Source organism: Streptomyces sp. NPDC047079, from assembly GCF_040643755.1.
Lineage (GTDB): Bacteria > Actinomycetota > Actinomycetes > Streptomycetales > Streptomycetaceae > Streptomyces.
The window spans coordinates 1-18,783 of record NZ_JBEYUZ010000030.1 but is presented as its reverse complement, the minus strand read 5'-3'; the positions used below and the strand labels follow the sequence as shown (position 1 = coordinate 18,783).

Here is an 18,783-nt window from a genome sequence, read left to right as displayed (position 1 = left end):
TAGATAGGAGAGTGTGCCTTGCGTACCATCCGCGTGGAGACCTCGGCCGCAACGATCCTGCTGACCGAGGCTCCCGAGCCCAAGGTCCGCGACCGTCAGACCGGCGAGATCGCCAAGGACGCGAACAGCGGTGAGGCGCTGATGACGATCGGCGTCGTCTACATCGAGGACGGCGAGTCGTCGCTGATCAAGGTCACCGTCCCGGAGGGCGGCATCTCGGAGGGGCTGACCCTCGGGGCGCCGGTCTCGCTGCCCGGGCTCGTGGCCCGGCCGTGGGAGAGCGTCTTCAACGGGCAGCAGCGACACGGCATCGCCTTCCGGGCCGCCGCCGTCACCCCGGCCGCGTTCCCGGCTGTCTCGGGGGCCGCTGCCTGATGACCGACCTGACGACACTGCTGGAGGTGGGTGGTCCTGTCGCCGCGCTCGGCGGCGGGGCCGCCTACGCCCGGGCCCGACACCCGGGCGTCTACTGGTCCACCATCGGCTTACCGATATCCACGGTCCGGCTGCTCAGCTCGTACAGCTCGGTCATGGAGGCCTGCGGACTGACCGTGGCGCCCTCCCGGCTGCGGGTCCTCGCAGTGAAGGCCACCACCCGGCGTGAGGTCCGTCCCGTTCCGCCGCGTCGGGGGATCATCCGCCCCACCTCGACCGGACTCCGGCTTCGTCTGAGGCTCGCTCCGGGACAGGAACCCGCAGACGTCGCCGCCTCGGCTGAACGGCTGCGGCACGCCTGGGGAGTTCACGCCATCTACGTCACGACGGTCAAGCCTGGCGTGGTCGAACTGCGGCTTGTCGGCTTCGACGTCCTGCGGAAGGTCCGCATGTCGCGCAAGGTCGAAGAAGGGTTCCTCAAGGTGCCGGTGGCACTGCGGGAGGATGCCACTCCCTTCGTGCGCGACTACCGGACCATCCCGCACCAACTGACCCTTGGGGCCACGCTGTCGGGCAAGTCCATGTATCTGCGCCACTTGATCGCCGGACTCGCCCGGCAACCGGTCGCCCTGGTCGGCGTCGACTGCAAGCGGGGCGTGGAACTGGCGCCGTTCGCCGCGCGGCTCTCGGCCCTGGCGACCGACCCGGAACAGGCGGCGGAGCTGCTGCCCGCGCTCGTGAAGGAGATGGAGGACCGATACGACTTGATCAAGGCTCGGCAGGGCATCGCGCCGGATACCCCTGACGAGGAGATCACCTCGGACATCTGGGGACTGCCCGAGAGCGAACGCCCGGTACCGATCGTGCTGTTCGTCGACGAGGTGGCAGAACTCTTCCTCGTCGCCACGAAGAAGGAGGAGGAACGGCGCGACGAGATGGTCACCCAGCTCATCCGCCTCGCCCAGCTCGGCCGCGCGGCCGGCATCTACCTGGAAGTGTGCGGGCAGCGCTTCGGCGCCGAACTGGGCAAGGGCGCCACGATGCTCCGGGCCCAGTTGACCGGCCGTGTCTGCCACCGCGTGAACGATGAGGCGTCGGCCAAGATGGCGCTCGGCGACATCGCACCCGAGGCGGTCATGGCTGCCTGCGCCATCGCTCCCGAGTGCCCCGGCCTGGCCGTGGCGGGCGACACCTCGGGCGGCTGGTCCCGCATCCGCACGCCGTACCTCTCCCTCAGCGACGCCGCCGAGATCTGCCGGGACTCGGCCCACCTGATGCCCGATGTTCTGTCCCTGAAGCCGTTCCGGCCCGACGTGCCCGCGCGACCGGTCGAGAAAGCGGCTCCGGCCTTGCGGCCGCTCCCGGTGAGCGACTGACCCTTCCACCTGCCCCATTCGATCGGCGTGACCGCCTCACGCCACGTCCCTACCCCTCCCATGCCTGAACCCGGAAGGAGCCGCAACGTGCGCGCCCAACTGGCCCGCGTGGACGCGGTGCTCGTCCAGGCGGTCATCGCCGCAGCGCTGTCCTTCGCCCACCTGCACGACATCGCCTCGGCCGCCGGGCAGGACGGTTGGAAAGCGTGGGCCTATCCCATCTCCGTTGACCTACTCCTGGTCGCCGCCTGGCGCCGACTGCGGACGAGTGACGCGAAAGCGGCCGGGTGGTGCTGGTTCGTCATCGCGCTCGCCGCCTCCCTGGGCGCGAACGTCGCCACGGCCGGACTGCTCGACATGCACCAAGTGCCGGCCTGGCTGCGCATCCTCGTCGCGGGCTGGCCCGCGGTCGCCTTCCTCGGCGGAACGCTCCTCGCTCACTCCGTGCCGACGACTACCACCGCCGACACCGAGGAGATCGAGGACCAGGAGGACGTGCCCGAACCTGCACCCGAGCCGCCCGCGCAACCGGCCGCCGTCGAGCCACCGCCCGAGCGTCCCGCCGTCCCCGTTCCGGCCGCCCTCGTCGACCACGCCCGCAAGGTCGCCGACGAACACCGCACCCGCACCGGAACTCCCATCGACACCCCCACCCTGCGCGCCCGGCTCGGCGTCCCCGCGCCCATGGCCGAAGCCATCGCCGCCCACCTCTGAAAGGAGAGCCCATGAGCGCCAACCGCCGCTTCCGCGACGTCACCCGCATCGGCCCCGTACAGGTCGGCACGTTCAACGACCACAGGGGCCGTGAGAAGCACACCGCCGCCTGCACGGCTCCGCGCTGCGGCTTCTCCGCCGACTACGACAGCCGCGCCGCCGCCGAGCTGGCCGCCCGCACCCACCGCTGCCCCGTCCGCTGAAAGGACTTCGCACTCCGTGACTGTCAGCCTGCCGTTCGTCCTCGTCCTCGGCCTCTTCGCCTGGGGAGCGGTCAAGTTCCTCGGCGTCCGCACCTGGATCGTCGTCGTCATCGCCCTCTTCGGCTTCTGGCTCTCGCACACCTTCATGGCCCCCGCCATCGAATCCGGCACCCGCTCCGGCGTGAGTGTCATAAACGGCACACATGACTAGACGAGTAGATAAGAAGGGTTCCGCTGTGTTCCTGCCCAAGTACCCCGACACCCCTACGCCGCCGCCCGCGCACACCCACACTCCGGCCGATCCGGCGCCCGGACGCCGAGCGCTCCCGCCGGTCTCCGTCAGCACCGGATCGATTGCGGCCGTGGTCGTCGGTGGCGTGGTCCTCACCGCGCTCCTGGCCGCCGTTGCCGTCTCGGCCATCTCCGTGGCCATAGCCGCCGTGGTCCTGCGTTCCCTGCTCCGCGAACACCACCGGCGCTGAACGACGCCTGACACCCGGGGCGGCACGACACGACCAAGCATCCGCCGCCCCGGGGCCCATCCCTCTCGACCGAGCCAGTCAGAAGGAGACAGCCATCATCACCGGCACCACCCCGCCCCCGCTCCCGGAACTCGCAAGGATGGCCCAGCACGGCACCCTGCCGGGTATCCTCCGGCAGCTCTCCGGGCTCGGCGGCTGCACCAACCCGATCCGGCTCGACGGCCACCGCACCGAGTACGACGTGGACACGCGTACCGGCGAGATCGGCCGCGTCCTCCAACACCTCGACTCCTCGGCCCTCCCGGCCGGTCAGCTCCTCGTCCGCTGCAACAACCGCCGCACGACCCGCTGCCCGGCCTGCGCCGAGGTCTACCGCCGCGACACCTTCCACCTGATCACCTCCGGCCTGCGCGGCGGCAAGGGCATCCCCGAACACGTCGCCGCGCACCCGCGCGTCTTCGCCACCTTCACCGCACCCAGCTTCGGCCCGGTCCACAACCGCCCGACCGGCCCGGCCGGCACCGTTCGCCCCTGCCGCTGCGGCCTGCTCCACGACCAGGATGACGATGTACTTGGCACCCCGCTGGACCCGGACACGTACGACTACGAAGCGGCCGTTCTGTGGAACGCGCACGCCGGTGCGCTCTGGCGGCGCTTCTCGGTCTACCTGCGCCGAGAGGTCGCCAAGCGCGCGGGGCTGTCACAGCGGAGGTTCCGCGACCACGCCCGCGTGTCCTTCGCCAAGGTCGCCGAGTACCAGAAGCGCGGCGCCGTCCACTTTCACGCAGTCATCCGTCTCGATGGTCCCGGCGGGGGAGACACCCCGCCTCCGCCCTGGGCAACCGCCGAGCTGCTGACGGACGCCATCCGCGCCGCCACTGCAAAGGTCCGCGTGGACGGTCCGGTCATCGACGGCCGCGCGCACGTCTTCAGCTTCGGCCGCCAACTCGACGTCCGCACCATCCGCTCGGCTGACTTCAGTGGCGGCCGGGAGCTGACCGAGCGAGCCGTGGCCGCGTACATCGCCAAGTACGCCACCAAGGGCGCCGAGACAGCGACGGGCGCCCTGGACCGGCCGCTGAAGTTCGTCGCCGAGCTGGCCCAGCTCGACATCAGCGACCACGCCCGCCGCCTGATCCGGACCGCATGGACCCTCGGCGCACGCAAGGACCTCGAACACCTCCGGCTCCGCGCATGGGCCCACATGCTCGGCTTCCGCGGCCACTTCTCCACCAAGTCCCGCCGCTACTCCACCACCCTCGGCGCCCTTCGCGACGCCCGAGCCGAATGGCGCCGAGCCCAGGCGGCAGCGACCAACGGGCCCGAGCCCGACACGACGTACGTCCTCGCGCACTGGGTCTTCGCCGGAACCGGCCTGTCGTCCGCCGAAGCCTGGCTTGCCGCATCCCTCGAACCCGCTCCCGGAACGGAAGGAGAGCCCACCCATGCATGACGACGAGCTGCTGACGGTGCCCGACGTGATGGCGCGGTTGAAGCTCGGCCGGTCCACGGTCTACGACCTGATCCGCTCTCGTCGCCTGCCCTCGATCACCATCGGCCGGTGCCGCCGCATCCCGGCGCGGGCTGTCCGCGAGTACATCACCAACGAAATGGAGGCGGCTGCCTGATGGCGCAGCAACGCAAGCGGAACCCCAACGGGGCGGGCACCATCACCAAACGCAAGGACGGCCGCTTTCAGTGCGCGGTCTACGTCCTCCAGCCGGACGGCACCCGTGCCCGCAAGTTCGCCTACGGCAAGACCTGGGCCGAGTGCGACGCCAAGCGTCGTGAGCTGCTCGACAAGGTGGACCAGGGCGTACCCGTTCCCACCAAGTCGGCCAAGCTCTCCGAGTGGCTGCCGTACTGGCTGGACAACGTCATCAAGCCTCGGCGGAAGCTCAGCACGTACGACAAGTACGAGGCACACGTGCGGCTTTACTTGGTGCCGTTGCTCGGTGCGAAGCGGCTGGAGTCCTTGAGTGTCGCCGACGTGCGTCGGTTCCTCGTGCGCCTGGAGAAGGAGACCACTGCGGCAACCGCCAAGGAGTCGCACCGAGTTCTGCGATCGGCTCTCTCCTCGGCATGCCGTGAGGAGCTGATCACGCGCAACGTCGCCAAGCTCGTCGAGCCTCCTCGCACCGACAACCGCGAGCTGAAGCCGTGGACCCTGGACGAGACGCTCGACTTCCTGGCCGCCTCCCGAAAGGACCCGCTTTACGCGGCCTTCGTGCTCGCCATCGCCATGGGCCTACGCCGGGGAGAGATCGTCGGCCTGCGCTGGTCTGACCTCGACCTGGACAACCGCGTCCTCTACGTCCGCCAGCAGACGCAGCGCCGTCGTGGCGTCCTCTACGACGACGACCCGAAGAGCCGCCGCCGCCGTGCCGTTCCGCTCCCCGCCCTCTGCATCGCGCCCCTCCGCTGGCACCGGATGCGGCAGGCAGCCGCCCGCGCGAAGGCGGGGGAGCGGTGGCAGGAGTCGGCCTACGTCTTCACCACCCGCACCGGCCGCCCGGTCGAGCCGCGCAACCTGTACCGCTCCTTCACCCGTATCGCCCACTCCGCTGGCCTCCGCGTCATCCGCCTCCACGACGCCCGGCACGGCACGGCGACGCTCCTCACGGCGGCGGGAGTCGCTCCCCGCGTCGTGATGGAGATCCTCGGGCACTCCCAGATCAGCATCACCATGGACGTCTACACCCACGTCGTCCAGGACACGCAGCGCGAAGCCATGAGCCACATGGACCGCCTGCTCAGGAGGCGCCCCGGTCGCCAGTAACCACCAGCGTTGATGTCAAAAGTGGATGTCAAAGGCCCCGGACCAAGATCGGTCCGGGGCCTTTTGGCTGGTGCCCCCGGCAGGATTCGAACCTGCGACACCCGCTTTAGGAGAGCGGTGCTCTATCCCCTGAGCTACGAAGGCGGGGTCCTGGCGGAAGGTGTGGGTGAATACTCTGGGTGAGCACTCGTCCGCGCTTCTGCGAGGTTGTGGCCGCCCCTGGGGGCGGTTCCAACAGGTTAGCGGATCGGGGCGGGGTGGTGGGGCCGAGGACGGCGTCTCGGGGGATCATTTGTTTTCGGTGGCCTCGTGGGCCGGGGGCCTGCGTCAGAGGCTGAGGTTGTCGAGGTGGGTCAGGGCGCGTGTGAAGAGGTGCCCGAGGTCGGGCTCGCCGTCGTGGTCCGCCCAGTACATGAGCGTTTCCGTGGTCACCGCGATGAGGACGGCCGCGGTGACACGGACTTCGTAGGCGTTCTCGTCCTTGCCGGCGCGTTCGGCGAGCAGGGCCGCCGTGTGGGCCACCCGGGCTTCCTGCTGTTGCCACATGCGCGCCCGCAGGGCCTGCACCCGCGAGATCAGCCGGAGGCGGGCCAGCATGGTTTCCCGGTCCTGGCTGATGCGCTGTTCCAGCAGGTCGAAGAGGGCTGCGCGGACGACGTCCGTGAGTGGTCGCGAAGGGCCCCGTTCGGTGATCGGCTCCTGCGGGGACGGGTCGTGGTCGTCGGGAAGGACCACGTCCTCCTTCGTGGGGAAGTAGCGGAAGAACGTGCTCGGGGAGATGTCGACCGCGTCGCAGATCTGCTCGACGGTGGTGTTGTCGTATCCCTGCTCGGTGAAGAGGCGGAGCGCCTCCTGTTGCAGCAGGCGGCGGGTCCTGGCCTTCTTCCTCTCCCGCAGTCCGGGGCGGGTCGTCATGTCGCGCACTTTCCCGGGGGCCTCTTCGCAAGAGGCAGTCATGCCAAATGAGAGACATTGGCATTCTCGCACCGCTCTCGGTATCGGGCCCAGGGGAAAGGGCCCGTCCGGTGGGGCGCCCCTGGGTGGGGAGTGGGACGGGCCCTTTTCAGGGCTGTCGGCTTCAGTGCGGTGGTGGGGGTGGGGCCGGCATGGTTCGTACGATTGTTCCCCCGCTTGCGATCGGGATCGCGGACAGCAGTTCCTCCGGGAGGTCGAAGGCGTCGACCAGGGTCGTCATGTGCGGCGCGAGGTCGGCGACGACCGTGTCCAGGGTCTTCGGCAGTGCGCGGACCTGCTCCGGCGTGAGGTGGCCCTCGGCGAGCAGATCGCCGGTGTGCTCGCGGAGTCGGCGGAGCACGAACAGGCGGCACAGCGAGCGCAGCAGCGCGGCCGACCTCGGGTCCGCCGCCTGGTCGGCCGCCGCGGCGAAAGCGTCCGCGGCCGCCAGGCAAGCGTGTGCGGAGACCATCTCCAGGGCGGCGCCGGAGGTGACGTTCCAGCGGCCGACCGGATCTCCGGAGGGGCCCTCGCGCAGGGCGGCGCGGGCCCGGGCCTGCCAGATGGCCTCGACCTGGGCGAGCAGGCCCCGTAGGAAGGGGAGGTCGCTCAGGCCTCCGGCCGGCAGCGCCTCCGGCTTCGCGGACTCGTGCCCGAAGACCATCTCGGAGGCGGCCTTCACCCATATCACCAGGTTGTCGCCCTCGGCGGTGATGCCGCCCTCGATGTTCGCCGTGAGGTCAGAGATGCCGTTGGCGGGGAACAGGCCCTGGGCGCCGCAGCGTTCGCGGCACTCGGTGGCGATGGCCCGTGCCTGCCAGGTGATCCAGCCTTTGGCGACGGCCGTGAGTCGCTCGACCTCCTCGCGGTCCTCCTCGGTGTGCGCGGCGAAACGGTCGACCACCGCCCGGTGCAGGAACGTCATCGCGTACGCCGTCGCCAGCCCGTCGAGCAGCCGGCTGTGATGGCTGCGGTGGGCCGCGAGCGGGATGCGTTCACCGGCCCGGGGCCCGGCGATGAGGCGGCTGTGGGAGTAGCGGACCGCGATGGTGAGCGCGGCGCGTGCCATGCCGAGGGTGCCGGCGCTCATGCACAGCTTGCCCATGGTGACGCGGTTGATGGAGCGCAGGAACCGCTTGCGCCTGTTGCCGAGGTCGCTGATGAGCGTGCCGTCGCGGTCCAGACGGCCGTGGTCGGCTTCCAGGAGCGCCTCGCGCGGCAGCCATACGCGGTCGAAGGAGGTGAGGCAGTGGTCGACGGGGGTGCCGGTGCGGTCGGGCAGTCGGCGGACCGTGGCCCCCGGCAGATGCCCGGTCTCGTCGCTGAGCGGGGTGAGGAAGAGGAAGACGCCCTGGTCCTCGTCGTCGACGAGGAGCCGGGCCGCGACGACCGCGGTCTTGGGGCCGCCGGTGAGGCTGGTGTTGGGCATGAACTTCTGCGCGCCGGGCGTAGGGGTGTGCAGAAGGAAGCCCCCGCTCTGGCGGTCGAAGACCGCGACGGTCTCCATCGAGGCCACGTCGTTGCCGTGTTCCAACTCGGTACACAGAAACGTTCCTGTGTGGCGCAGCGCGGTGAAGGCGGACAGGTCGCGGCTCTCGTGGTCGTGGTCGACGAGGCTGCCGAGGAAGAGGTTGTAGTGGATGCTCGCGAGGGTGGTCAGCCCTCCGTCCACCGGTCCGATCCACTCGTGCAGCGCGGCCAGCCGGTGCGGGTCGGCCGCGAACCGCTCGGGGTCGGCCAGCACGTCGTTGAGGAGGCGCAGGCGGTCGTAGGAGAGGGCGGTCCGCTCGGCGGGGGGCAGCCCCGGCCGGTACGAGAACGCGGGGCCGGAGATCGTCCTGCGCCAGACGCCGTGCCGGCGCTCGCGGTGCGTGCCCTCGAAGAGAAGGCGCGCGAGGTCGTCGGCGACCGGGGGCGCCGATGCCTCGGCGAGCGTCGGCGCCTCGGGGAGGGCGCGGCTTTCGGGAGCGGCCGGTGCCTCGGGCATGGCCGGGGTTGCGGAGCCGGCCGGGGCTTCGGCGGCCACCGCGTCATCGAGTGGTGCCGGATGGTCGAGTGCAGCCGGGTCTTGGGGTATCACCGGGTGTTCGCGCGCCGCCGGATGTCCGGCTGTCCCCCTGGTTAAGGCCTCGGACGTTGTAACGGTCATCGAGCTTCCCCCTGGGTGGGTTCGGTCAGGTGTGAAGCGCGGAAGTGAAGATACGTACCATCCGGTTTTTATTTCAAGTGCCGCCTTGCGCAGCACCTGGGGTGCGTCGAGACGTCACCGGATTTTTGGCTGCAATCGGCCCAATTGGTCACCTGAAGCTTCAGGGTTGAAAAACCGTATGGCTGGTTTTATTGTCCTGAAGCATCGACAGGGTGACCGCCCGGTCTCTTTTCCCGCGGCGCGGGCTGGTGCGGAGGGTGTTTGTGGCACGGCAGGAGCGGGCCATCAGGACGCGGCAGGCGATCCTTCTCGCCGCGGCCGAGGTGTTCGACGAGGTCGGGTACGAGGCGGCGACGATCTCCGACGTGCTCCAGAGGTCGGGGATGACCAAGGGCGCCCTCTACTTTCACTTCACCTCGAAGGAGGAACTCGCCCAGGCGGTCCTGGCCGCGCAGGTCTCCTCCCTCCCGCGCGTTCCGGAGCAGGAGCTGAAGCTCCAGGAATCGCTGGACGAGGCGTTGCTGCTGGCCTATCTGCTCCGGAAGGACACCGGTGACCCGATCGTCCAGGGCAGTGTGCGGCTGACGGTGGACCAGGGGTCGCCCAAGGATCATCTCAACCGGCGGGTGCCGATGCAGGCGTGGACCGAGCACACGCAGTCCCTCTTCGAGGAGGCGAAGCAGCGGGGCGAGATTCTCCCGCACGCCGATGTCGAGGCCCTCGCCAAACTGTTCGTCGGTGCGTTCACGGGCGTGCAGGTTCTTTCGCGGATCATGACCGAGCGGGTGGATCTCGCCGAGCGGGTCGCGGACCTCTACCGGCATCTGATGCCCTCGGTCGCCGTGCCGGGGGTGCTGGTTCGCCTGGACTTCTCCCCCGACCGGGGGCCGAAGGTGTACGAAGCCGCCATGAGGCAGCGCCAGTCGGAGGCCGACGAGCGCAGCCTGATGACGTGACGGCGGGGGTGGCTCGATGGCGAGGGCGAGCGACTCGGTGACGATAGGGGTCGGCTTGAAGGTGACGGGCCGGGACGGGGTGCGGCTCGGGTGCGACGAGTGTGCTGCGATGACGGATTCGCGGTGAGGGCGGCGGGTGCTCCGTGGGCAGAGGTTCCCGGTCGCGGCGGACGGGTGGTGAGGAGAACCTCGGCCGACACGCGCCGGTGAGACCAGCCGCGGGAAGGCCGCCGGGTGACGGGGGAGGTGACGGGGGAGGTGACGGGGGAGGTGACGGGGGAGTCGGGCGGAAGGGTCCGGCTCTCCTACGGGGGAGGGCGGCCGTGTCTCCCTGTTCAGGTGCGTGAGTTCCACCGTGGTGCGCCGGACGGCGTGCCACGCCGAATGCCGAACGGACCGACCGACCGAACGGAGTGCACGATGGACATGACCGCATGCCCGTACGCCCTCGATGTGAAGGGACGTGATCTGGCCGGGGAGACCGCCATGTTGCGGGCGCGGGGGCCCGCCGTCGAGGTGGAGCTGCCCGGCGGGGTGCGCGCCTGGGCCGTCGTCCGGCAGAAGTACGTCAAGCAACTCCTCATGGACCCACGGGTGTCCAAGGACGCGCGGCAGCACTGGCCCGACTTCGTCGCGGGACGCATCGGGGAGGACTGGCCGCTCTATCCGTGGGTGGCGAACGAGAACATGCTCTTCGCCTACGGGGACCGGCACGCGCGGCTGCGCCGGCTGGTCGCCGCGGCCTTCACCGCCCGCCGTACGGAGGCCATGCGGCCCCGAGTCGGGGAGATCACCGAGGCGCTGCTGGACGAACTGGCCGCGCTGCCGGCGGGTGAACCGGTCGATCTGCGGGCCCGGTTCGCCAAGCCGCTGCCCATGCGGGTGATCTGCGAGCTGTTCGGCGTCGCGGAGGCGGCCCGTCAACCTCTGTGCGCGGACCTGGACTTGGTGTTCGGTACGGCGGTCCCCGGCGAGGAGATGGCTGCGGCGCAGGTGCGGGTCTTCGGGATGCTGGCCGCACTCGTCGCCGAGAAGCGGGCCACGCCCGGCGACGATCTGACGACCGCCCTCATCGAGGCCCGCGACGGCGCCGACGGCCGGCTGAGCGAGCAGGAACTCCTCGGCACCCTCTATCTGATGATCGCCGCCGGTCAGGAGACCACCTACACCCTCATCACCAACGCGGTCGGCGCGCTGTGCGCGCACCCGGAGCAGCGTGCGCATGTGCGCGAGGGCCGAGCCGAGTGGGCCGATGTGGTCGGCGAGACGCTGCGCACGCACAGCCCCGCCGCGTACTCGCCGATGCGGTTCGCCGTCGAGGACATCGACCTGGACGGCGTACGGATCGGGAAGGGCGACGCGATCCTGGTCTCCTTCGCCGGTGCGGCCTCGGACCCCGAGGCGTACGGGGACGACGTCGGTGTCTTCGATGTGCTGAGGACCGGTCGGCGGGACGACCTGGGCTTCGGGTACGGCGTACACCGTTGTGTGGGCGCTCCGTTGGCCCGGCTCGAGGCGATCTCCGCGCTGTCGGCGCTCTTCACTCGCTTCCCAGATATGGAGTCTGTAATTCCGCTGAAGGAGGTCGAGCCGGTGCAGTCCTTCATCGTCAACGGGTATGGGTCGCTTCCGGTCGTACTACGGCCGAACTGAGCTGTTTTCTGCGCCCGTTCGGGCGGAATCCGCTGCTTTCGGCTGGCGGGATTCCGCCCTTCCGGGTGTGACGCGGAGAACTTCCCGGGACGGTTGCTCACGCAATTGAAAACCGCACGCGCGGTTTGTTATGCTCCTGATCCAGCCCCAACGGAGCGTGTGATGGCCAAGCAGGAACGTGCGGTACGAACGCGCAACGCCTTGATCCAGTCCGCCGCCGAACTCTTCACCCAGGACGGCTTCGAGGCGGTCTCGCTCTCGATGATCAGTTCCCGGGCGGGGGTCAGCAACGGCGCGCTGCACTTCCACTTCCCCAGCAAGGCCGCACTCGCGGCGGCGGTACGGGATGCGGCGGCCCGGCGGTTCGGGCGGATCACCTCCGCCGATCGGCCGCCGCCGCAGCTCGGCGGCTCGCTACAGGCGCTTGTCGACACGAGCCACGCCCTGTTGCACGGCCTGCGCCACGACGTGGTGCTGCGCGCCGGGTTCGACCTCGGCGACAGCGCGCGGGACGCCGGCCGGGGCGGGGACCTGCACGAGCGGTGGCATGCCTGGGTCGAGGGCGCCGTGGTGCGAGCCGCGCACGAAGGGCTGCTCTCCGACGTGGCACCGCGGGACCTCGCGGCTACGGTGGTCGGCGCGACGGTCGGCTTCGCCGCACTGGGGGAGTACGACGTGCGCTGGCTGTCCCACAACACCCTCACCCGCTTCTGGTCGCTGCTCCTTCCGCGTATAGCCGCGGCGTCGGCGCTGCGGGGAGTGGTGGCGGCGGGGAGGCGGGCGGAGGCGAGCTGACCCCGGGCCGTCCGGCACCCGCGTCGACAGGTGCCGTGCGGCTCACAGGCTCGGCACCTTCCGGAACCGTCCCGCCACATGCAGGTCCGTCTCGATCCGTGCCGCCGTCGCGCGCAGTTCCGGAAGTACCTCGCTCACACACTCCCGCGGCGTACGGCGGCTGCTGTGCATGGCGGCGTTCACCGCCGCCACCACCCGGCCCCCGCGCTCCCGCACCGGCACCGCGATCGACCGCAGCCCCTCCTCCAACTCCCCGTCCACCAGCGCGTATCCATCGCGCCGGACCCGGTCGAGCACGGCCCGCAGCCGGTCTCGATCCGTGACCGTCCATGGCGTTCGCGCGGCCGGTTCCGGCAGTGCCGGATCGGGCAGGTCCGCCAGCATCACCCGGCCCATCGAGGTCGCGTACGCCGGCAGGCGGCTGCCGAGGGCGATGTTGACGCTCATGATGTGCCTCGGCGCCACCCGGGCGATGTACTGGATGTCGTCGCCCGCCGGCACCGCCAAGGAGGCGGACTCGTGCAGGAGCCCGGAGAGGGCGGCCAGGTGCGGAGCGGCCATGTCCGCCAGCGTCGCCCGGGACAGGGGCGGGAAGCCGAGACCCAGAACGCGCGGGGTGAGCCGGAAGACACGGTCGTGTGCCGTGACGTACCCGAGGTGCTCCAGCGTGATCAGCGCCCGCCGGGCGGTCGCCCGCGCCAGGCCCGTCGCCTCGGCCACCTCCGTCAGCGTCAGTGCGGAGCGCCCTTCACCGAACGATGTGATCACCGTCAGTCCGCGGGCCAGCGACTCCACGAACTCCCGCCCCAGCTCCTGTTTGGACGCCCCCGTCCAGGCCGCGAGCCCCGAAGCGGTGGCACGGACGGCGGGCGGTGCCTCGCGCAGCTCCCGCTCCATCGCCGCCACCGCCGTGCGCAGCCGCGGCAGCAGCGTCCGTCGCAGGCCGTCCGCCGAGTGGCGGCTGGTGTGGCTCACCACGCTGACCGCACAGGCGATCCGGCCGCCGGGCTCCCGTACGGGCATCGCGAGCGCGACCAGACCCGGCTCGATCAGCTGGTCGTCCAGCGCCCACCCCTGCGCCCGCGCCTCGCGGGCGCGTTCCTCGAAGTCGTCCCCCAGGGCGCCGGTGCCGTCTTCGTGGTGCGGGCGGCTGGGTGCCGGTACCGCCGGAAAGCCGCGGTCTTCGGGGTCCTCGGCCCGCCGTTCGTGCCAGCGCTTCCAGTCCCGCTCGTCCCACTCGGTGGCGAACAGCGGGCCCGGGGCGGTGTGTTCGGCGGGAAGCAGGTCGCCGATGCGGAAGCTCAGCGACATCGCGCGGCGCCGGGTCGCCTGGTGGACGAAGCGGGTGCCGTCCAGGTCGGCGACCGCGAGCGACACCGACTCGTCCAGCTCGTCCGCGAGCGCGTCGGCGTAAGGGTTGAGGAGTTTCGGCAGTCGCAGGGCCGCCAGATAGGAGTTGCCCAGCTCCGTCAGTCCCGGTGCGAGGACGGCGTCCCGGCCGTCGAGCCGTACGTACCCCATGCGGGCGAGCGTCGCCGTGATCCGGTCGACCGTGGAGCGGGCGAGACCCGTGGCGCGTTCCAGGGCGCTGAGGCTGCAGCTGCCGTCGGCGTCGGTCAGGCGCCGCAGCACGGCGAGGCCCCGTATGAGGGGCATGACCGCTTCGTCGGGTACCGCGGCGTCCGGGGCCGGGGTGACGTTCGGGGGCATGGGCTCACGGTAAGGCCGGGCCGGCCGCATCCGCCGTGTCGGCCGACGCCGTACGCCGCCCTGGACGTCGTGTCCCCCGGCGGGGCGTCTCGCCGGTGGGTCAGTGCACTCCGCCGGCGTGCGTCTCACCGGTGTGGCACGTGGGCTTCCCCGGTGGGGCGTCTCACCGGCGTGTCACGTGCACCCGGAAGTTCCCCGACCTGTCCTTCCCCACCACGCTGATGACGATCCCCGCCCTTCCGTCCTTGAAGGACTGCCCGGGCTGGAACGTCGCGTCGGACAGTTCGGCCTGCACGTTGGGGCTCCGGGTGCAGCCGCCGCTGCCGGGCCGGGAGTCGTAGACCGTGATGGGCCCGTTGCCGGTGTCGACGCCCGCGTCGACGCGGTAGACGAGGACGCCGGGCCGGCACACCGCCGCGTCGTTGCCCTCGCGGGTGCGCAGCTCGAGGGCGTATCCGGTCCGGGAGCTGAGCGGTACGAAGACCAGCTTGCGTCCGCCGGCCCGGGCCAGCGGGGTCAGCGTGTACGCGGCGGTGCCGCGCGCGGTGACGCAGGCGACCTGCGAGTCCTTGAGCCAGCCGAGCTTCCACTTGTGCCAGCCGAGCAGGTCGTTGTCGGCACCCCAGTCCTCGCTCATGATGTCCCAGTGCCCGACGGCGGTACCGCCCTCCTGGGTGTAGAGGTCGGGCAGGCCGAAGGTGTGGGTGTTCTCATGGGGCAGGACCCGGTAGCCGGTCGCGGCGTAGGAGCCCGATCCGTCGTCCTGGCGGCTGTAGATGAAAGACGCGTTGGCGACGGGGACGCCGTCGCCGAGGGGCGCGTCGGTGTTGCCCGCGAAGGTCACGGACAGAACGGTGTCCAGGGCGGAGGGTCCGGCGTTCGGGGTGGCCAGCACGTTCACCAAGTCGTAGCGGCGGAAGTCCACCTCCGGGTCGGCGGCGGTGACGATGTCCTGGACCAGTTGGCGGTAGCCGGGGTCGAAGGGGGCGCCGCGCTCCATTCCGTACGCCTTGAACGGTTTGGGCATCCGCAGCCAGTGGCGTATCGGCGTCTCGGGGCGGTAGTCGAGGCGGCCGTAGGAGCCGGTGGTGAACCACTGCCGGGTCCGCGGGAAGAACTCCGCGAACCGGTCCAGCGCGCTGCCCTGGCCGGGGGCGTCGGAAAAGTCGATCATCAGGGTCAGGGCGTGGACGGTACCGGTGGAGTGGGCGTAGCCGGAGGAGGTCGGGATGCCTTCGGACATCTGGATGTTCGGGCGGCTGTGGATCATGCAGGGGCGCAGTGCCGAGGAACGGGTCGGGGCGATGGGGCCCGCCGTCGCGGAGTCCGCCGTCAGCCGTCCGGTTCCGGCGGAGGTGGAGACCGCCAGGGTCAGAGCGGTGACCGATGCGAGGGAGACGGCGCGGCGAGGGCGTATCCGGCGACGGGACGGCTGCATGCGGTGGCCCTCCGCTCCACGGCAGCCGCCGGTCCCCGGCTGCACCCTTGCGATCACCCTGTGGCGCGCGTTCCTGTGGCGCGCGCTGGAGGAGACCGAACGAGGGGTTCTCGGGCGCGGAGGGGGTGAAGGCGGGCCGGGGGAGGCGTGAGACGGATGCGGACGGCTGGGGATCGGGACGGGGCGCCCTCGTCGAGCCGGCGGGGCTGCCCTTGCCGGGTGGCCGGCCCGTCCGAGGCGGCCACGAATCCTCCGAGTCGGCCAGGAATCCTCTGCGGCGGCCACGAATCTCCGAGTCGGCCACGAATGTGGCCCAGGTCACAGGAAATGGGGCGGAGGAGGGAAATAACCGGGGACCGATTCCCCGTTTAGACCGGTGTCCGTGCGAAACGGGGAAGGAGTCCCCGGATCGCGTTCCACTCGTCCGAGGAGTACTCCGTGCCCACCGCAACCGCCGTGCAGCGCCGAGCGTCCAGGCCGCGGGCCGACGCCCTGCGCAACCGGGAGCGGATCGTCAACGCCGCCCGGGAGATGTTCGTCGAGTTCGGCGCCGATGTGCCGTTCGACGAGATCGCCCGACGGGCAGGCGTCGGCAACGCCACGGTGTACCGCAACTTCCCCGACCGCGACGCACTCGTCCGCGAGGTCGTCTGCTCGGTCCTCGACCGCACGTCCGAGGAAGCCGAGCGGGCACTCGTCGAGTGCGCCGACGCCTTCGAGGCCCTGGAGCGCTTCGCGCACGCCGCCGCCGACGAGCGGCTCAGCGCGCTGTGCCCGATGGTCTCCACCACCTTCGACCAGAACCACCCGGACCTGGAAGCCTCACGTGAGCGCGTCGAGCGGCTCATCGAGGAGGTCATGGACCGGGCCAAGGCCGCCGGAAAGCTCCGTTCCGATGTGGGCGTCGGTGATCTGACGATCGCCATCGCCCAGCTCAGCAGGCCGCCGGCCGGCACGGCGTGCTTCAGCGTCGATCCCTTTGTGCACCGTCATATCCAGCTGTTCCTGGACGGAATGCGGGCCCCGGCCCGCTCCGAGCTGCCGGGTGCGGCCGTGACCATGGAGGACCTGCGCCGATCCTGAGCGACCCGTAGCGCCCCCAACCGACCAGCAGCGATCAGTACCGATCACCACCGATCGCCCCGCTCACCACCGATCAGTTCCGCGAGCTTCAGGCGTCTGCACCGACGGACGACGCTCCGCGGCGACTACGGACGTCCCGTAGCGCCCGCGGACGTGACGACGACAGACGTCCCGGCCGTCACCGTCGACGCGCCGTGTCCAGCCGTGTCCTTCCACGCCTCTTCCACCCTGCTCCCAGGCCCTTGTCGTCTCCTACCACGCCCTTTTTCGCCTCCTGAGTCCGACCTTTCCGTCACAAGTCACGAAGTCCCGAAGTGGGTACCTCCATGTCTGCAACCGCCCGAAGCGTCCCCGGCGCTTCCACTCCCGACGCCAATCGCTGGCGGGCGCTCGTCTTCATCGCGCTCGCCCAGCTGATGGTCGTCCTCGACGCAACCATCGTGAACATCGCGCTCCCGTCCGCCCAGCAGGACCTCGGGATATCCGACGGCAACCGCCAGTGGGTCGTCACCGCGTACGCCCTCGCCTTCGGCGGTCTGCTGCTCTTCGGCGGCCGGGTCGCCGACCTGTGGGGCCGCAAGCGGGCGTTCGTCATCGGCCTGACCGGCTTCGCCGCCGCGTCCGCGCTCGGCGGCGCGGCGCAGTCCGGCGCGATGATGTTCGGCGCCCGCGCCCTCCAGGGCGTCTTCGGCGCCCTCCTCGCCCCCGCCGCGCTGTCCCTGCTCGCGGTGATGTTCACCGACGCCAAGGAGCGCGCCAAGGCGTTCGGCATCTACGGCGCGATCGCCGGTGGCGGCGGTGCCGTCGGTCTGATCCTCGGCGGCTTCCTCACCGAGTACCTGGACTGGCGCTGGACGTTCTTCGTCAACATCCCCTTCGCCATCGTCGCGGCGGCCGGCGCCTACTTCGTCATCCGGGAGCCGGAGGGCGGCCGCAACCGTTCGCCGCTGGACATCCCGGGCGTCATCCTGTCCACCGTCGGCCTGGTCTCCCTCGTCTACGGCTTCACGCGCGCCGAGTCCGACGGCTGGGGCGACTCCCTGACGGTCGGCCTGTTCGTCGCGGCGGCGGTCCTGCTGGTGGCCTTCGTGGTCACCGAGTCCCGGGTCAAGGCCCCGCTGCTGCCGCTGCGCGTGGTCACCGACCGCAACCGTGGCGGTGTCTACCTCTCCCTCGGCCTCGCGATCATCGCGATGTTCGGCACGTTCCTGTTCCTGACCTACTACCTCCAGGTCGTGAAGGGCTACTCGCCGGTCAAGACCGGCTTCGCCTTCCTGCCGATGGTGGTCGGCATGATCACCGGCTCCACCCAGATCGGCACCCGGCTGATGACCCGCGTTCCCGCGCGGCTGCTGATGGGCCCCGGGTTCCTGGTGGCCGCCGCCGGCATGCTCCTGTTCGCGCAGCTGGAGATCGGTTCCTCGTACGCGACCCTGGTCCTGCCGGCTCTGCTGCTGCTCGGCCTCGGCATGGGTACGGCGTTCATGCCGGCCATGTCCCTGGCCACGTACGGCGTGCAGCCGCGGGACGCCGGTGTCGCCTCCGCGATGGTCAACACCTCCCAGCAGGTGGGCGGCGCGATCGGTACGGCCCTGCTGAACACGATCGCGTCCTCGGCGACCACGTCCTACATCAAGGACCACATCGCGACGGCGACCTCCAAGCCGCAGCAGCAGCTGGTACAGCTCCAGGGCATGGTGCACGGCTACACGAACGCGATCTGGTTCGCCGTCGGCATCCTGACGCTCGCCGCGGTGGTCGCCCTGACCCTCGTCAACGCCGGACGCCCGGGCGCCGCGCAGGTCGCCTCCGGTGAGGGCGTCGAGGACGAGGTGCCTGTCCCGGTGGTCGCCCACTGACCGTACGGAACCCCGCGTGCGGAGCTCCGCCTACGGAACTTCGCGTACGGGTGAGGGGTGGGGACGCCTCGCCCGTACGCCTCCCGGGTCCGCCCGGTCCCGCCGGCTGGGCGGGGCCGGGGCGGCCATGTCCGTGGACGGATGCACGACTCCTGGCGGGGGCGGACCTGCCCCGGCTCAGCGGAGCCAGGGCAGGTCTACTTCGCGATCGCCACCTTACCGCTGGGTTTGAGCGCCTCCCGCAGCAGCGCGTAGGG

General features: G+C 70.7%; 18 protein-coding genes and 1 tRNA gene. 14 read left to right on the top strand and 5 right to left on the bottom strand.

The features are described from left to right. The first annotated feature begins 18 nt into the window (after positions 1-18). From ABZ823_RS26995 to ABZ823_RS26955, 9 genes are all read left to right on the top strand, one after another. Positions 19-375: a hypothetical protein gene (locus tag ABZ823_RS26995; protein WP_361665458.1), complete on the top strand. Its 357-nt coding sequence runs from the start codon at positions 19-21 to the stop codon at positions 373-375. After that, positions 375-1,751 carry an FtsK/SpoIIIE domain-containing protein gene (locus ABZ823_RS26990; protein ID WP_361665457.1) on the top strand — a complete coding sequence of 459 codons (1,377 nt, stop codon included), beginning with the start codon at positions 375-377 and terminating at the stop codon, positions 1,749-1,751. The genes ABZ823_RS26995 and ABZ823_RS26990 overlap by 1 nt, the downstream gene beginning before the upstream one ends. A gap of 87 nt (positions 1,752-1,838) precedes the next feature. Then, positions 1,839-2,465, top strand: coding sequence for a DUF2637 domain-containing protein (locus tag ABZ823_RS26985; RefSeq protein WP_361665456.1), 627 nt, complete (start codon positions 1,839-1,841; stop codon positions 2,463-2,465). Between the two features lie 11 nt (positions 2,466-2,476). After that, positions 2,477-2,668 (top strand): mobile element transfer protein, encoded by a 192-nt coding sequence (locus ABZ823_RS26980; protein ID WP_361665455.1) that lies wholly within the window; start codon positions 2,477-2,479, stop codon positions 2,666-2,668. 16 nt (positions 2,669-2,684) lie between these two features. Further along, positions 2,685-2,879, top strand: a complete 195-nt coding sequence (locus ABZ823_RS26975; RefSeq protein ID WP_361665454.1) for a hypothetical protein — start codon at positions 2,685-2,687, stop codon at positions 2,877-2,879. 25 nt (positions 2,880-2,904) lie between these two features. Beyond that, positions 2,905-3,150, top strand: coding sequence for a SpdD protein (locus tag ABZ823_RS26970; RefSeq protein ID WP_361665453.1), 246 nt, complete (start codon positions 2,905-2,907; stop codon positions 3,148-3,150). A 139-nt stretch (positions 3,151-3,289) separates the two neighbouring features. Then, positions 3,290-4,603, top strand: coding sequence for a replication initiator (locus ABZ823_RS26965; RefSeq protein ID WP_361665452.1), 1,314 nt, complete (start codon positions 3,290-3,292; stop codon positions 4,601-4,603). Continuing rightward, complete coding sequence (locus ABZ823_RS26960) at positions 4,596-4,778, top strand: helix-turn-helix domain-containing protein (protein ID WP_361665451.1); 183 nt, start codon at positions 4,596-4,598, stop codon at positions 4,776-4,778. Before ABZ823_RS26965 ends, ABZ823_RS26960 begins: the two co-directional genes overlap by 8 nt. Beyond that, positions 4,778-5,929 (top strand): site-specific integrase, encoded by a 1,152-nt coding sequence (locus tag ABZ823_RS26955; RefSeq protein WP_361665450.1) that lies wholly within the window; start codon positions 4,778-4,780, stop codon positions 5,927-5,929. Before ABZ823_RS26960 ends, ABZ823_RS26955 begins: the two co-directional genes overlap by 1 nt. A gap of 68 nt (positions 5,930-5,997) precedes the next feature. Here the strand turns inward: ABZ823_RS26955 and ABZ823_RS26950 are convergent. The 3 genes from ABZ823_RS26950 to ABZ823_RS26940 all read right to left on the bottom strand — a co-directional run bounded on the left by ABZ823_RS26950 (position 5,998) and on the right by ABZ823_RS26940 (position 8,909). Then, positions 5,998-6,073: transfer RNA gene (locus tag ABZ823_RS26950), tRNA-Arg, on the bottom strand. 183 nt (positions 6,074-6,256) lie between these two features. After that, the gene (locus ABZ823_RS26945; RefSeq protein ID WP_361665449.1) at positions 6,257-6,844 is read right to left on the bottom strand and encodes a TetR family transcriptional regulator; all 588 of its coding nucleotides are present in this window, start codon (positions 6,842-6,844) and stop codon (positions 6,257-6,259) included. Between the two features lie 163 nt (positions 6,845-7,007). Then, a complete protein-coding gene (locus tag ABZ823_RS26940; RefSeq protein ID WP_361665448.1) occupies positions 7,008-8,909 on the bottom strand; it encodes an acyl-CoA dehydrogenase in 1,902 nt (633 codons plus the stop codon). 386 nt (positions 8,910-9,295) lie between these two features. Here ABZ823_RS26940 and ABZ823_RS26935 point away from each other — a divergent pair, with 386 nt between their 5' ends. The 3 genes from ABZ823_RS26935 to ABZ823_RS26925 all read left to right on the top strand — a co-directional run bounded on the left by ABZ823_RS26935 (position 9,296) and on the right by ABZ823_RS26925 (position 12,436). Then, positions 9,296-9,988: a ScbR family autoregulator-binding transcription factor gene (locus ABZ823_RS26935; RefSeq protein ID WP_361665447.1), complete on the top strand. Its 693-nt coding sequence runs from the start codon at positions 9,296-9,298 to the stop codon at positions 9,986-9,988. Between the two features lie 420 nt (positions 9,989-10,408). Then, complete coding sequence (locus ABZ823_RS26930) at positions 10,409-11,641, top strand: cytochrome P450 (protein WP_361665446.1); 1,233 nt, start codon at positions 10,409-10,411, stop codon at positions 11,639-11,641. A 162-nt stretch (positions 11,642-11,803) separates the two neighbouring features. Beyond that, complete coding sequence (locus tag ABZ823_RS26925) at positions 11,804-12,436, top strand: ScbR family autoregulator-binding transcription factor (RefSeq protein ID WP_361665445.1); 633 nt, start codon at positions 11,804-11,806, stop codon at positions 12,434-12,436. 42 nt (positions 12,437-12,478) lie between these two features. Here the strand turns inward: ABZ823_RS26925 and ABZ823_RS26920 are convergent, their stop codons facing one another. Continuing rightward, on the bottom strand, positions 12,479-14,146 hold the full coding sequence (locus ABZ823_RS26920; RefSeq protein ID WP_361665444.1) for an IclR family transcriptional regulator C-terminal domain-containing protein: 1,668 nt from the start codon (positions 14,144-14,146) through the stop codon (positions 12,479-12,481). 163 nt (positions 14,147-14,309) lie between these two features. Further along, entirely contained in the window at positions 14,310-15,584 is a 1,275-nt protein-coding gene (locus tag ABZ823_RS26915) for a M6 family metalloprotease domain-containing protein (protein WP_361665443.1), read from the bottom strand. Positions 15,585-16,022: 438 nt separating this feature from the next. Between ABZ823_RS26915 and ABZ823_RS26910 the strand changes: the two genes are divergently transcribed. Together ABZ823_RS26910 and ABZ823_RS26905 are read left to right on the top strand one after the other, a co-directional pair. Next, entirely contained in the window at positions 16,023-16,667 is a 645-nt protein-coding gene (locus ABZ823_RS26910; RefSeq protein ID WP_361665442.1) for a helix-turn-helix domain-containing protein, read from the top strand. Positions 16,668-16,993: 326 nt separating this feature from the next. Beyond that, on the top strand, positions 16,994-18,526 hold the full coding sequence (locus ABZ823_RS26905; protein WP_361665441.1) for an MFS transporter: 1,533 nt from the start codon (positions 16,994-16,996) through the stop codon (positions 18,524-18,526). The last annotated feature ends 257 nt before the right edge of the window (positions 18,527-18,783 follow it).